Genomic DNA, 14491 nt, shown 5'->3' with positions numbered 1-14491 from the left:
GGAGCCTAAATGGTTCATGCCTGGAAGGGAACGTGATGTGTGCTTCACTCCGACGAAGGATCGAACACGTATGCGACCTTGGACTAGCATAAGAATTCGCGAGGGTGGCGTGACAACGGCTCTACCAGGGCTCTGTACCCTCTGACCGGTGACAGACGCCGGGCCTTTACCCCACGGGGCCACATCTCAAATTCAGCGAGGAGCGAACCCGCGTGACCGCCGATACGTCCGTGCCGTCCACAGCGCTGCTGACAGCAGACCGTGACGGCTCCAACTACACCGCGCGGCACCTGCTCGTCCTTGAAGGACTCGAAGCGGTCCGCAAACGCCCCGGAATGTACATCGGGTCGACCGACAGCCGCGGCCTCATGCACTGCCTCTGGGAAATCATCGACAACTCCGTCGACGAGGCCCTGGGCGGACACTGCGACCGCATCGACGTGATCCTCCACGAGGACGGCTCGGTCGAGGTCAAGGACAACGGCCGGGGCATCCCCGTCGACGTCGAGCCCAAGACGGGGCTCTCCGGCGTCGAGGTCGTGATGACCAAGCTCCACGCGGGCGGCAAGTTCGGCGGCGGCTCGTACGCGGCCTCGGGCGGTCTGCACGGCGTGGGCGCCTCCGTCGTCAACGCCCTCTCCGCCCGTCTCGACGTCGAGGTGGACCGCAACGGCACCACCCACGCGATCAGCTTCCGGCGCGGTGTCCCCGGAATGTTCACCGAGCAGGGACCCGACAGCCCCTTCGACCCCGCGAACGGGCTGCGCAAGGCGAAGCGGGTGCCCAAGAACCGTATCGGCACCCGCGTGCGCTACTGGGCCGACCGGCAGATCTTCCTCAAGGACGCCAAGCTCTCCCTGGAGACGCTGCACCAGCGCGCCCGCCAGACCGCCTTCCTGGTCCCCGGGCTGACCATCGTCGTTCGGGACGAGCGGGGCATCGACGAGGGCGCGGGCGGCCCGGTCGAGGACACCTTCCGCTTCGACGGCGGCATCAGCGAGTTCTGCGAGTACCTGGCGCAGGACAAGGCCGTCTGCGACGTGCTGCGCCTCACCGGCCAGGGCACCTTCAAGGAGACCGTGCCGGTCCTGGACGACCGGGGCCACATGACCCCCACCGAGGTCACCCGCGAGCTGGGCGTCGATGTGGCGCTGCGCTGGGGCACCGGGTACGACACGACGCTCAAGTCGTTCGTCAACATCATCGCCACCCCCAAGGGCGGCACCCATGTGAGCGGATTCGAGCGTTCCCTGACCAAAACCGTCAACGAGGTGCTGCGCTCGGCCAAGATGCTGCGCGTCGCCGAGGACGACATCGTCAAGGACGACGCCCTGGAAGGTCTCACCGCCGTGGTCACGGTGCGGCTCGCGGAGCCCCAGTTCGAGGGCCAGACCAAGGAGGTCCTGGGCACCTCGGCGGCCAACCGGATCGTCGCCAACGTCATCGCCAAGGAGCTCAAGGAGTTCCTGACCTCGACGAAGCGCGACGCGAAGGCGCAGGCCCGCGCCGTACTGGAGAAGGCGGTCGCCGCCGCCCGCACCCGGATCGCGGCCCGCCAGCACAAGGACGCGCAGCGCAGGAAGACCGCGCTGGAGTCCTCCTCGCTGCCGGCCAAGCTCGCCGACTGCCGCAGCGACGACGTGGACCGCAGCGAGCTGTTCATCGTGGAGGGGGACTCCGCGCTCGGTACGGCGAAGCTCGCCAGGAACAGCGAGTTCCAGGCGCTGCTGCCGATCCGCGGCAAGATCCTCAATGTCCAGAAGGCATCCGTCACGGACATGCTCAAGAACGCCGAGTGCGGAGCGATCATCCAGGTCATAGGGGCGGGCTCGGGCCGGACCTTCGACATCGACGCCGCCCGCTACGGCAAGATCGTGCTCCTCGTCGACGCCGATGTCGACGGCGCTCACATCCGCATCCTGCTGCTCACGCTCTTCCAGCGCTACATGCGTCCGATGGTGGAGGCGGGCCGCGTCTACGCCGCCGTACCGCCGCTGCACCGGATCGAGCTGGTCCAGCCCAAGAAGGGCCAGGACAAGTACGTGTACACGTACTCGGACAACGAGCTGCGCCAGACGTTGCTGGAGTACCAGCGCAAGAACATCCGGTTCAAGGACTCCATCCAGCGCTACAAGGGCCTCGGAGAGATGGACGCCGACCAGCTCGCGGAGACGACGATGGACCCGCGCCACCGCACCCTGCGGCGCATCAACATCGGCGACCTGGAGTCGTCCGAGCAGATCTTCGATCTGCTGATGGGCAACGAGGTGGCGCCCCGCAAGGAGTTCATCACCAGCTCCGCCGCGACCCTGGACCGCTCGCGCATCGACGCCTGACCACCACCGCCCCGGGCAGCTCGCGGGGCACGCACGGCGCGGGACACGGCCTCCACCCACGGGTGGAGGCCGTTCCTCCACCCGGGACAGACATCACCTGATGGGGTGAAGTCGGGGAGAGACCGACAGCCGGTCCCCGTGCTCCGACCATCCTTGCTACGCGCGCCGAAACGGTTCGCTGACAAGGAGAGTTGACCGGTGGAGAAGCAGGAAGGGCGCGACGCCGCAGCGGTGCGGCTCGACGACCCGTGGTACGACGCGCTGGCCTCGGACTGGGGCGACCCGGACGGTACGGGGGCGGGTACGGCCTCCGGGCCCGGGCCGCGCCCCGGCCGGGGGGACGCGGCCGGAGCGGGCCGGCCAGCCGCCGACATCTACCGGGAGGTCCAGCGCAGCGCCGCCTTCCAGGAAGTACGCGGCAGGTACCGGAGGTTCGTCGTCCCCGCCTCGCTCGCCTTCTTCGTCTGGTACTTGGCGTACGTCGTCGCCGCGACCGCCGCGCCGGAGCTGATGGCCCGGCCGGTGGTGGGCGCGGTGAACGTGGCGATGGCCGCCGGTCTCGGACAGTTCCTCTCCACCTTCCTGCTGACCTGGGCGTACGCCCGCCACGCCCGGCTGCACCGGGACCGCGCGGCGCTCGAACTGCGCTGGGCCGTCTTCGACCACGAGCGCGCGGCGAAGGCCGAGCGCGACGGGCCGTCCGGGCCGTCCGCGGCGTCCGGGACGGCCCGGACGGGCGAGAGGGACGGGCGATGAGCGGCGACCACCAGACCCTGGCCCTGGTGCTGTTCAGCGCGTTCGTCGCGGTCACCCTCGCCATCACCACCTGGGTGAGCCGCCACCGCCACGGCACCGCCGAGGAGTTCTACGCCGGCGGCCGGCTCTTCTCGCCCATGGAGAACGGCTTCGCCATAGCCGGCGACTACATGTCCGCCGCCTCCTTCCTCGGCATCTCCGGTCTGATAGCCCTCTTCGGCTACGACGGCATGCTCTACTCGGTCGGCTTCCTCGTCGCCTGGCTGGTCGTCCTCTTCCTGGTCGCCGAACTCGTCCGTAACTGCGGCCGGTTCACCCTCGCCGACGTCGTCGCCTCCCGGATGGCCGAGCGGCCCGTCCGGATCGCCGCGGGCACCTCCTCCGTCACCGTCTCCGTGCTCTACCTCGTCGCGCAGATGGTCGGCGCGGGGAGCCTGGTCGCGCTGCTCCTCGGCGGGACGAGCGGCGCCGCGCGCACCTGGACCGTGATCGGCGTGGGCGCGCTGATGGTCGTCTACGTCTCGCTCGGCGGGATGCGCGCCACGACCTGGATCCAGATCGTCAAGGCGGTCCTGCTGCTGGCCGGTGCCGTCGCGCTGACCGTACTCGTCCTGGTCCGCTTCCACGGCGACGTCAACGCGCTGCTGAACAGCGCCGCCGCCCACAGCGGCCACGGCGCCGGCTTCCTCGTCCCCGGGCTGAAGTACGGCGGCGACTGGACCGCGCGCCTCGACTTCATCAGCCTGGGGCTCGCCCTCGTCCTCGGCACGGCCGGGCTGCCGCACATCCTGTCGCGCTTCTACACCGTGCCGACCGCGCGCGCCGCCCGCCGCTCGGTCGTCTGGTCCATCGGACTCATCGGCGGCTTCTACCTGATGACGATCGTGCTCGGCTTCGGCGCCGCGGCCCTCATCGGCTCGGACGCCGTCCGTACCTCCAACGCCGCGGGGAACACCGCGGTGCCGCTGCTCGCGCTCGCACTCGGCGGCGGCGCCGGTTCGACCGGCGGAACGATCCTGTTCGCCGTGGTCGCCGCCATCGCCTTCGCCACCATCCTCGCCGTCGTCGCGGGCATCACCCTCGCCTCCTCGGCCTCCGTCGCCCACGACCTGTACGCCTCGCTGCGGCGCCGGCGCCCCGGCTCCACGCCACGCGGCGAGGTCGCGGTGGCGCGGATCGCCGCGGCCGGTATCGGCGCCGTCGCCATCGCGCTCAGCCTGCTCGCACAGGAGCTGAACGTCGCCTTCCTGGTGGGGCTCGCCTTCGCCGTCGCCGCCTCGGCCAATCTGCCGGTGCTGCTCTACTCGCTGTTCTGGCGGAACTTCACCACGCGCGGCGCCGTCTGGTCCGTCTACGGCGGGCTGATCCCGGCTCTCCTGCTGGTGGCGCTCTCGCCGGTGGTGTCGGGGAGCCCCGCGTCCGTCCTCCCCGGGGTCGACTTCCATGTCTTCCCGCTGGAGAACCCGGGACTGGTCTCGATCCCGCTGGGCTTCCTCGCCGGGTGGATCGGTACGGTCACCTCCACCGAGCCGCCGGACGCGGCCCGCCACGCGGAGACCGAGGTCAGGTCGCTGACCGGCGCGGGAGCGGTCTGACGGGTCCCTGTGCGGTACGGGGGCGGTACGGTCCTGGGGAAGCCCGGCGCCCCCCGTACGTCAGACGCTCGCCGCCCACGCGTAGCGGTGCTCCGGGCGCCCCGTCTCGCCGTACCGCAGCGTCAGCCGTACCCGCCCCGACTGCTCCAGCAGCTTGAGATAGCGCTGCGCGGTCTGCCGGCTCATCCCCGCGTGCTCCGCGATCTCCTGGGCCGAGAGCGGCCCTTCGGCCTTCATGAGCACCTGACGGATCAGCTCGGCTGTGGTGGGGGAGTGGCCCTTGGGGAGGGAGGGGGCGCTCGCTGCGGAGAGCGCCCCGAACATCCGGTCCACCTCCGACTGCTCCGCCTCGCCGCCGCTCTCCAGGGTGCGGCGGAGCGTCGCGTACGCCTCCAGCTTGGCCCGCAGTCCGGCGAAATTGAACGGTTTGACCAGGTACTGGAGCGCGCCGTGGCGCATCGCCGACTGGACGGTGGCGACATCGCGCGCGGCCGTCACCATGATCACATCGGTCTGGTGGCCGAGCCGCCGCAGCTCACGGACGACGGCGAGCCCGTTCTCGTCCGGCAGGTAGTGGTCGAGCAGGATCAGATCGACGGCGTGCTCGGAGATGCTGGTCAGCGCTTCCGCGGCGGAGTGGGCCTGGGCGACGACGCGGAAGCCGGCCACCTTGGCCACATAGGCCGTGTTGATGCGCGCGACGCGGACGTCGTCGTCCACGACCAGTACATCGATCATTGTCTCTCCCCTGCCGTCGCCTGCTCCTGTGACGTACCGGCCGAGGGATCGGGTCCCACAGGCCCCTCGGATCCCACGGGCCCCGGGGTGCCCTCCTGCCCGGCCTCGGTCAGCGCCTCAGGGAGGACGACCGTGAACCGCGCGCCGCCGCCCGCCGCCGAGCCCACCCGCGCGCTGCCGCCCTGCCGCTCCGCGAGCCTGCGGACCAGGGCGAGGCCGAGCCCGCGCCTGCCGTGCGCCGGCGGCTTCTTGGTCGACCAGCCCTCTGTGAAGACCAGCTCGCGCCGCTCCTCGGGGATCCCGGGGCCGCTGTCGGAGACCACCGCCACGACGGTACGGCCCTCGGCGCGCAGCTCCACCTCGATACGCGGCTCCGGGGAACCGACCGCCGCGTCCAGCGCGTTGTCGACGAGGTTGCCCACGATCGTGACCAGGCCCTGCGGGTCCACCAGCCGGTCGGGCAGCAGGGTGGCGGGCGCCAGCCGCAGGGACACGCCGCGCTCGGCGGCGACCGTCGCCTTGCCGACCAGCAGGGCGGCCGGGAGAGGGTCGTGGATCCGCTCGGTGATCTGCTCGGCGGTGGCCCGGTGCACCCCGACCACCTCGGTGACGAACTCCACCGCCTCCTCGTGCAGCTCCAGCTCCAGCAGCCCCAGCAGTGTGTGCATCCGGTTCGCGTGCTCGTGGTCCTGGGCGCGCAGGGCGTCGATCAGCCCGCGGGTGGCGTCCAGCTCCCGGCCGAGCCGCTCCAGCTCGGTGCGGTCGCGCAGGGTGACGACCGCGCCCCCGTCGTCGGTGGGCATCCGGTTGGCGACCAGGACGCGGCTGCCCCGTACGGTGAGCAGGTCCTCGCCCCGTACCCGCCCGGTCAGCACCTCGGTGGTACGGCCTTCGCCCAGCACCTCGCCGAGCGGACGGCCCGTCGCGTCGGGACCGAGCCCCAGCAGCCGCTGCGCCTCGTCGTTCATCAGCCGGATCCGGCCGAAGCCGTCCAGCGCGACGACGCCCTCGCGCAGGCTGTGCAGCATGGCCTCACGCTCGGTGAGCAGGGCCGAGATGTCGGAGAACGCCAGGTCGTGGGTCCGGCGCTGGAGACGCCTGGAGATCAGGTACGCGGCGAGCGCCCCGGCCGCCAGGGCGGCGCCCGCGTACGCGAGGAGCCCGGGGATCGCGGCGAGGAGCCGGTCGCGGACGCTGTCGTACGCGATCCCGACCGAGACGGCGCCGACGATCGTGCCGTGGCTGTCGCGCAGCGGCACCTTGCCCCGGGCGGAGCGGCCGAGCGTGCCGTTGTCCAGCTCCATGACGTCCTTGCCGGCGAGGGCGTCGCTGGGGTCGGTGGAGACGACCCTGCCGATCTCGTCGACGTCGGTGTGGGACCAGCGCACCCCGCGCTTGTCCATGACCACGACGTACTCGGCGCCGGTGGCCCGCCTGATCCGTTCGGCCTCGGCCTGTACGGGTCCTTCGACCGTCGGCCGGGTGGCCAGCAGGTCCTCGGCGACGGGTACGGAGGCGGTGGTCTCGGCGATCGCGAGCGCGCGGCGCATCGCCTGGTCGTCCAGCTCGGCGCTGAAGGGGGCCAGGAAGAGGCCGGTGGCCAGCACGGTGACGCCCGCGGCGATGGCGAGCTGCATCAGCAGCACCTGGGAGAAGACCCGGCGCGGCCAGCCGAATCTTCGTCGTCCGCCCGCGGTGCTCGGTCCGGCACTCATGTACACGAACGGTAGAGGGCGCGCCGCGCTTTCCGAAATTTCGGCGGAATCGGTACGCGGCGGATCCTCGCCGGACGGCCGGCCCGATACCCGGCGAAGCCGGGTCGGGGCGCCCATATCCTGGAGCCGGGCGGCGGATTCATGATCGTCCGCCCGGGGCCCGACGCGGGTGCGCGGGACCGGACGACGCAGCACGGAGGCGCGAGGCGTGAGCAGGAAGCAGATCCCGGTGGTGGTTCTCACGGGCTTTCTGGGATCGGGGAAGACGACCCTGCTCAACCATCTGCTGCGCCGTCGCGCCGGCAACAGGATCGCGGTGGTCGTCAACGACTTCGGGGCGATCGAGATCGACGCCATGACGGTCGCTGGGCAGATCGGTTCGACGGTCTCGCTCGGCAACGGCTGTCTGTGCTGTGCCGTCGACGCGAGCGAGCTGGACGGCTACCTGGAGCGGCTGACCCGCCCGTCGGCCCGTATCGACCTGATCGTCATCGAGGCCAGCGGCCTGGCCGAGCCTGAGGAACTCGTCCGGATGATCCTCGCCGGGGACAACCCGCACACGGTGTACGGGGGGCTGGTCGAGGTGGTGGACGCCGCAGAGTTCGACGCGACCCGGGCGCGCCATCCGGAGATCGACCGCCATCTCGCGCTCGCCGATCTGGTGGTCCTGAACAAGACCGACCGGGTGGCGGCGGCGGATCACGTACGGATCCTCGACCTCCTGGAGTCGCTCGGTCCTGGGACGCCGGTGGTCTCCGCGTCGTACGGACGGGTCGACCCGGAGTTGCTCTTCGACCCCGCCGTCCGGCCCGCCGAGGAGGAGAAGGCACGCCAGCTCTCCTTCGAGGACCTGCACGAGGACGAGGACCCGCACGTGGACGGGGGACCGCACGACGGCGAGGACCGCGCCGGCCAGGACGCGGGCCACGGCGCGGGCCACGGCGCCGGTCACGAGGGGCATCTCCACACGGCGTACGAGAGCGTGTCGTTCACCGCGTCCGCCCCGATGCGTCCGCGCCGGCTGATGGCGTTCCTGGACTCCCGGCCCCCGGGGCTCTACCGGATCAAGGGCTTCGTGGACTTCGGCGCAGGCGACCCGGACCACCGGTACGGGGTGCACGCGGTCGGCCGCTTCCTGCGTTTCCGTCCGGAGCCCTGGGGCCGGGGTACGGAGCGGCTCACCCAGCTCGTCCTGATCGGCTCGGGCATCGACCCGGACGCGCTGCTGAAGGAGCTGGAGGCGTGCCAGGAGACCGAGGCGGAGGCGCGCGAGCGGGCGGGCGCGGGGGAGGGAGCCGAGGCCACGGCCGATCAGCGGGACATGTGGGGCGTCCTGCGCTACGTACCGGACCCGTCGGAGCCCGGAGACCTGTCGGAGCCGGGGGACCTCTCGGAGGCCGTGGATGCCGCGGAGCCCGTAGATCCCTCGGAATCCTGAGTTCCCTCGGACCGCGGAGACGTCCCGGACCGCGGAGACGTCCCGGACCACGGAAAGCCCTCGGGGGCCGGGTCCGAGGACCCGGCCCCCGAGGGCGGTCACCAGCTCACGTCCGCCGTCAGTGCGCGGGCCCGGCCAGTACGTCGACCACCGCCGTGAACGGTGTGCCCGAACCGTCCCTGCGCGGGTCGGGGGCCGGCAGTTCGACCGGTGTGCCGTTCTTCTGCGCCGCGCGCGCCGGGCTCGCCCCCGCCCAGGCCAGGGCCAGCATGTCCTCGCCCTTCAGGAAGCGGTGACAGCGCACCCCGCCCGTCGCCCTGCCCTTGCGCGGGTACTGGTCGAACGGGGTGAGCTTCGCCGTACGTACGGAGTCGTCCAGCGTGCCGTGCGACCCGGTGACCGTGAACACCACCGCGTCCGCCGCCGGGTCGACCGCGGTGAACGAGATCACCGTGGCGTCGTCGGCCAGCTTGACGCCCGCCATGCCGCCCGCGGCCCGGCCCTGCGGCCGTACCTGCCCCGCCGGATAGCGCAGGAGCTGGGCGTCCGAGGTGATGAAGACGAGGTCCTCCTCGCCCGTCCGCAGCTCGGCGCCGCCGACGACCCGGTCGCCGTCCTTGAGGGAGATGACCTCCAACTCCTCCTTGTTGGACGGGTAGTCGGGGACGACCCGTTTGACGACGCCCTGGAGCGTGCCGAGCGCGAGCCCGGGGGACGACTCGTCCAGCGTCGTCAGACAGACGAGGTCCTCGCCGTCGTCCAGCGCCAGGAACTCGGCGACCGGCGCCCCGCCCGACAGGTTGGGTGTCGCGGCCGTGTCCGGGAGCCGTGGCAGGTCGATCACGGCGATCCGCAGCAGCCGTCCCGTGGAGGTCACCGCGCCGATGTCGCCGCGCGCGGTCGCCGGGACGGCCGAGACGATCACGTCGTGCTTGACGCGCCGGCCCTCGCCCGCGTCCAGCGGCTCGCCGTTGGCCGTACGGGCCAGCAGCCCGGTGGAGGAGAGCAGCACCCGGCACGGGTCGTCCGCGACCTCCAGCGGCACCGAGGCCACCGCGGCGGCGCCCGACTCCAGCAGGACCGTACGGCGCGGGGTGCCGAACTTCTTCGCCACCGCGGCCAGTTCCGTCGAGACGAGCTTGCGCAGCTCGCTGTCGGAATCCAGGATGCCGGTCAGCTCGTCGATCTCGCCGTTGAGGCGGTCGCGCTCGCTCTCCAGCTCGATCCGGTCGAACCGGGTGAGCCGGCGCAGCGGCGTGTCCAGGATGTACTGCGTCTGGATGTCGCTGAGCGAGAAGTGCTCGATCAGCCGCTCCTTGGCCTGCGCCGAGTTGTCGCTCGACCGGATCAGCCGGATGACCTCGTCGATGTCGATGAGCGCGACGAGCAGCCCCTCGACCAGATGCAGCCGGTCGCGCCGCTTCGTCCTGCGGAACTCGCTGCGGCGGCGTACCACCGTGAACCGGTGGTCCAGATAGACCTCCAGCAGTTCCTTGAAGCCCAGCGTCAGCGGCTGGCCGTCCACCAGCGCCACGTTGTTGATGCCGAAGGACTCCTCCAGCGGCGTCAGCTTGTAGAGCTGCTCCAGCACCGCCTCCGGCACGAAGCCGTTCTTGACCTCGATGACCAGGCGCAGCCCGTGCGAGCGGTCCGTGAGGTCCTTGACGTCGGCGATGCCCTGGAGCTTCTTCGCGGAGACCAGGTCCTTGATCTTCGCGATGACCTTCTCGGGGCCGACCGTGAAGGGCAGTTCCGTGACGACGATGCCCTTGCGGCGCGGGGTGACGTCCTCCACCGTCGCCGTCGACCGGATCTTGAAGGTGCCCCGGCCCTTCTCGTACGCGTCCTTGATGCCCGTCAGACCGACGATCCGGCCGCCGGTCGGCAGGTCGGGACCCGGTACGAAACGCATCAGCGTCTCCAGGTCGGCGGCCGGGTGCTTGATGAGGTGGCGGGCGGCCGCCACGACCTCGCCCAGGTTGTGCGGCGGCATGTTCGTCGCCATGCCGACCGCGATACCGGTGGCCCCGTTGACCAGAAGATTGGGATACGCGGCCGGAAGTGTGACCGGTTCGCGCTCCTGGCCGTCGTAGTTCGGCTCGAAATCGACGGTGTCCTCGTCGATGGACTCCGTCATGAGCGACGTCGCGTCGGCCATCCGGGCCTCGGTGTACCGCATGGCGGCCGGCGGGTCGTCGTTCCCGAGGGAGCCGAAGTTGCCGTGGCCGTCCACCAGCGGCAGCCGCATCGAGAACGGCTGCGCCATGCGGACCATGGCGTCGTAGATCGACGCGTCCCCGTGCGGGTGGAGCTTTCCCATCACCTCGCCGACGACGCGGGCGCACTTCACGTAACCGCGGTCGGGGCGCAGGCCCATCTCGTTCATCTGGTACACGATGCGGCGGTGCACCGGCTTCATGCCGTCCCGGGCGTCGGGCAGGGCCCGGGAGTAGATCACCGAGTACGCGTACTCAAGGAAGGAGCCCTGCATTTCATCGACCACGTCGATGTCGAGGATCTTCTCCTCGAAGTCCTCCGGCGGCGGGGTCTTGGTGCTGCGGCGGGCCATCGCGGCTGCGGCTCCTTCACAAGTTCTGTACGGCAACTTCTGGAACTGACGCGGACCATTGTGGACCGCGCCACTGACAACGCCGACCTCGACCCGTCGTTGGGACGGGAAGGGGCGCGTGTCGGAAGGGTGCCAGATCCCGGACCTGTTACGGGAACTTCGCCAGGTGTCGGCACGCTTGCATACAGTGGCAGGACTTCTCCATATCGCGATCGAAGGGACGTACATGCCCATGGGTCACACGGCCACAGCGCAGGCCGGTTCCGGCGGCCTGACAGCGACTGAGCACCGCCTGGCCAACGGCCTCCGCGTGGTGCTCTCCGAGGACCACCTGACCCCGGTCGCCGCGGTCTGCCTCTGGTACGACGTCGGCTCACGCCACGAAGTCAAGGGCCGTACCGGCCTTGCCCACCTCTTCGAGCACCTGATGTTCCAGGGCTCGGCGCAGGTGTCGGGGAACGGCCACTTCGAGCTGGTGCAGGGGGCCGGCGGCTCCCTCAACGGCACCACCAGTTTCGAACGCACCAACTATTTCGAGACCATGCCCACCCACCAGCTCGAACTGGCGCTCTGGCTGGAAGCCGACCGGATGGGCTCCTTGCTCGCCGCGCTCGACGAGGAGTCCATGGAGAACCAGCGGGACGTCGTCAAGAACGAGCGCCGCCAGCGGTACGACAATGTGCCATACGGTACGGCCTTCGAACGACTGACCGCGCTCTCGTACCCCGAGGGCCACCCGTACCACCACACGCCGATCGGCTCGATGGCCGACCTGGACGCCGCCACCCTGGAGGACGCCCGCGCGTTCTTCCGTACGAACTACGCGCCGAACAACGCGGTGCTCTCCGTCGTCGGCGACATCGACCCCGAGCGCACCCTCGCCTGGATCGAGAAGTACTTCGGCTCCATCCCCTCGCACGACGGCAAGCAGCCGCCGCGCGACGGCACCCTCCCCGACACCATCGGCGAGCAGCTCCGCGAGGAGGTGCACGAGGAGGTCCCGGCCCGCGCGCTGATGGCCGCCTACCGGCTGCCGCACGACGGCACCCGCGAGTGCGACGCCGCCGACCTGGCGCTCACCGTCCTCGGCGGCGGCGAGTCCTCCCGCCTCCACAACCGGCTGGTACGCCGCGACCGCACCGCGGTCGCCGCCGGCTTCGGGCTGCTGCGGCTCGCGGGCGCCCCCTCGCTCGGCTGGCTGGACGTGAAGACGTCCGGCGGGGTCGAGGTCCCGGCGATCGAGACGGCCGTCGACGAGGAGCTGGCCAGGTTCGCCGCCGAGGGCCCCACCGCCGAGGAGATGGAGCGGGCCCAGGCCCAGCTCGAACGCGAATGGCTGGACCGGCTCGGCACGGTCGCCGGCCGCGCCGACGAACTGTGCCGGTTCGCCGTCCTGTTCGGCGACCCGCAGCTCGCGCTGACCGCCGTCGACCGCGTCCTGGACATCACCGCGGACGAGGTCAGGGCCGTCGCCGCGGCGCGGCTGCGCCCCGACAACCGGGCGGTGCTGGTGTACGAGCCGATCGCCCCCGAAGACGCGGCGGACGCCGACGAGACCGACGAGCACGAGGGGGCGGACCAGTGACCGACGCTGCCGTGACCATGGAGTTCCACCCGCAGCCGACCGCCGGCGAGGCCAGGCCCTGGGCCTTCCCCGCCCCCGAGCGCTCCACGCTCGGCAACGGCCTGACGGTGCTGCGCTGCGACCGTCCCGGCCAGCAGGTGGTCGCCGTCGAGATCAATCTCGACGCCCCGCTGGACGCCGAGCCGGAAGGGCTCGACGGCATCGCCACGATCATGGCGCGGGCGCTCTCCGAGGGCACCGACAAGCACAGCGCCGAGGAGTTCGCCGCCGAGCTGGAGCGCTGCGGCGCCACCCTCGACGCGCACGCGGACCACCCGGGCCTGCGGGTCTCCCTGGAGGTCCCCGTCTCCCGGCTGCTCAAGGCACTCGGCCTGCTCGCCGAGGCGCTGCGCGCCCCCGCCTTCGCGGACAGCGAGATCGAGCGGCTCGTACGGAACCGGCTCGACGAGATCCCGCACGAGACCGCCAACCCGGGCCGCCGCGCCGCCAAGCAGCTCTCCAAGGAGCTGTTCCCGGCCTCCCTGCGCATGTCACGACCGCGCCAGGGCACCGAGGAGACCGTGGAGCGCATCGACGCCGCGGGCGTCCGCGCCTTCTACGAGGCGCACGTACGCCCCGCCACGGCCACCGCGGTGATCGTCGGCGACCTGGCGGGCGTCGACCTGGACGCGATCCTCGCGGACACCCTCGGCGCCTGGACGGGCGACACGGCCGCGTCCAGGACCGCACCGGCCATCACGGCCGACGACACCGGCCGGGTCGTCATCGTGGACCGCCCCGGCGCCGTCCAGACCCAGCTTCTGATCGGCCGGATCGGCGCCGACCGGCACGACCGCGTCTGGCCCGCGCAGGTGCTGGGCACGTACTGCCTGGGCGGCACGCTCACCTCCCGGCTCGACCGCGTCCTGCGTGAGGAGAAGGGCTACACCTACGGCGTACGCGCCTTCGGCCAGGTGCTGCGCTCCCCGGCGCCGTCCTCCCCGGACGGGGGGACGGGCGCCGCGATGCTCGCCATCAGCGGCTCCGTGGACACCGCGTCCACCGGACCGGCGCTCGACGACCTCTGGAAGGTGCTGCGCACCCTCGCCGCCGAAGGGCTCACGGACGCCGAGCGCGACGTGGCCGTGCAGAACCTGGTGGGGGTCGCGCCGCTGAAGTACGAGACGGCCGCCTCCGTCGCCGCCACGCTGGCCGACCAGGTCGAGCAGCACCTCCCGGACGACTTCCAGGCGCGGCTCTACGCGCGGCTGGCCGAGACGGGCACGGTCGAGGCGACGGCCGCCGCCGTCAACGCCTTCCCGGTGGACCGGCTCGTCACCGTTCTGGTCGGGGACGCGGCGCAGATCAAGGAGCCGGTCGAGGCTCTCGGAATCGGTGAAGTGACGGTTGTCACAGGCTGATTCGTCTTTCCGTGGAACCCCGGCGACCGAGGTCGCCGGGGTTCTGCTTTATGTCCCCTTTGGTGGGGAGGATGCCCGTCTGCCCTGTGGTGTGCGCTACAAAAAACCTTGTCTGTTTGGTTATTGAAAGACGAGCCGCTTAGCGTCGGTCCGGCTGTTCGCCGTTGCGCCGCATCAGTGGCATCGGGCAGCCATCGCCGAGTCCCCGTCAGGCGCGAGCCTGGGGAGCCGGGGACCCACGTCCCTGGGGTGAATCGGACGGCCTTCGCGGGCACACCGCGCGGAGGGGTCCGTAGGAGACCTTCCTGCTCCGAACCCGTCAGCTAACCCGGTAGGCGAGAGGGAAGGAAAGGACCAGC

The 14491-nt window shown here is 71.2% G+C and carries 9 protein-coding genes and 1 riboswitch; of the genes, 6 read left to right on the top strand and 3 right to left on the bottom strand.

Annotated features, from left to right (window positions below):
- Positions 1-212 precede the first annotated feature (212 nt).
- The 3 genes from ACIO3P_RS10115 to ACIO3P_RS10105 all read left to right on the top strand — a co-directional run bounded on the left by ACIO3P_RS10115 (position 213) and on the right by ACIO3P_RS10105 (position 4687).
- The gene (locus tag ACIO3P_RS10115; RefSeq protein WP_329822519.1) at positions 213-2336 is read left to right on the top strand and encodes a DNA topoisomerase IV subunit B; all 2124 of its coding nucleotides are present in this window, start codon (positions 213-215) and stop codon (positions 2334-2336) included.
- Positions 2337-2534: 198 nt separating this feature from the next.
- Positions 2535-3092 carry a DUF485 domain-containing protein gene (locus tag ACIO3P_RS10110; RefSeq protein WP_401848139.1) on the top strand — a complete coding sequence of 186 codons (558 nt, stop codon included), beginning with the start codon at positions 2535-2537 and terminating at the stop codon, positions 3090-3092.
- Complete coding sequence (locus ACIO3P_RS10105) at positions 3089-4687, top strand: cation acetate symporter (protein WP_401848140.1); 1599 nt, start codon at positions 3089-3091, stop codon at positions 4685-4687. Before ACIO3P_RS10110 ends, ACIO3P_RS10105 begins: the two co-directional genes overlap by 4 nt.
- 60 nt (positions 4688-4747) lie before the next feature.
- On the opposite strand, the gene ACIO3P_RS10100 is transcribed toward ACIO3P_RS10105, so the two are convergent.
- Both ACIO3P_RS10100 and ACIO3P_RS10095 read right to left on the bottom strand, forming a co-directional pair.
- Positions 4748-5425, bottom strand: coding sequence for a response regulator (locus tag ACIO3P_RS10100; RefSeq protein WP_329822516.1), 678 nt, complete (start codon positions 5423-5425; stop codon positions 4748-4750).
- A complete protein-coding gene (locus ACIO3P_RS10095) occupies positions 5422-7140 on the bottom strand; it encodes an ATP-binding protein (protein WP_401848142.1) in 1719 nt (572 codons plus the stop codon). The genes ACIO3P_RS10100 and ACIO3P_RS10095 overlap by 4 nt, the downstream gene beginning before the upstream one ends.
- A 208-nt stretch (positions 7141-7348) precedes the next feature.
- Here ACIO3P_RS10095 and ACIO3P_RS10090 point away from each other — a divergent pair, with 208 nt between their 5' ends.
- A complete protein-coding gene (locus tag ACIO3P_RS10090) occupies positions 7349-8578 on the top strand; it encodes a CobW family GTP-binding protein (protein WP_401848144.1) in 1230 nt (409 codons plus the stop codon).
- Positions 8579-8696: 118 nt separating this feature from the next.
- Here ACIO3P_RS10090 and ACIO3P_RS10085 read toward each other — a convergent pair whose 3' ends face one another.
- Positions 8697-11147 carry a DNA topoisomerase IV subunit A gene (locus ACIO3P_RS10085; protein ID WP_329822513.1) on the bottom strand — a complete coding sequence of 817 codons (2451 nt, stop codon included), beginning with the start codon at positions 11145-11147 and terminating at the stop codon, positions 8697-8699.
- 226 nt (positions 11148-11373) lie between these two features.
- Here ACIO3P_RS10085 and ACIO3P_RS10080 point away from each other — a divergent pair, with 226 nt between their 5' ends.
- A complete protein-coding gene (locus ACIO3P_RS10080; RefSeq protein WP_329822512.1) occupies positions 11374-12732 on the top strand; it encodes a pitrilysin family protein in 1359 nt (452 codons plus the stop codon).
- A 17-nt stretch (positions 12733-12749) separates the two neighbouring features.
- Positions 12750-14132 carry a pitrilysin family protein gene (locus tag ACIO3P_RS10075; RefSeq protein WP_329822578.1) on the top strand — a complete coding sequence of 461 codons (1383 nt, stop codon included), beginning with the start codon at positions 12750-12752 and terminating at the stop codon, positions 14130-14132.
- A 185-nt stretch (positions 14133-14317) separates the two neighbouring features.
- Positions 14318-14485, top strand: a riboswitch (cyclic di-AMP (ydaO/yuaA leader).
- The last annotated feature ends 6 nt before the right edge of the window (positions 14486-14491 follow it).

This window comes from Streptomyces sp. NPDC087310 (assembly GCF_044744405.1).
In the GTDB taxonomy this organism is placed as follows: Bacteria; Actinomycetota; Actinomycetes; order Streptomycetales; family Streptomycetaceae; genus Streptomyces.
The sequence above is the reverse complement of the archived record's forward strand: the minus strand, read 5'-3'. Positions and strand labels throughout refer to the sequence as shown.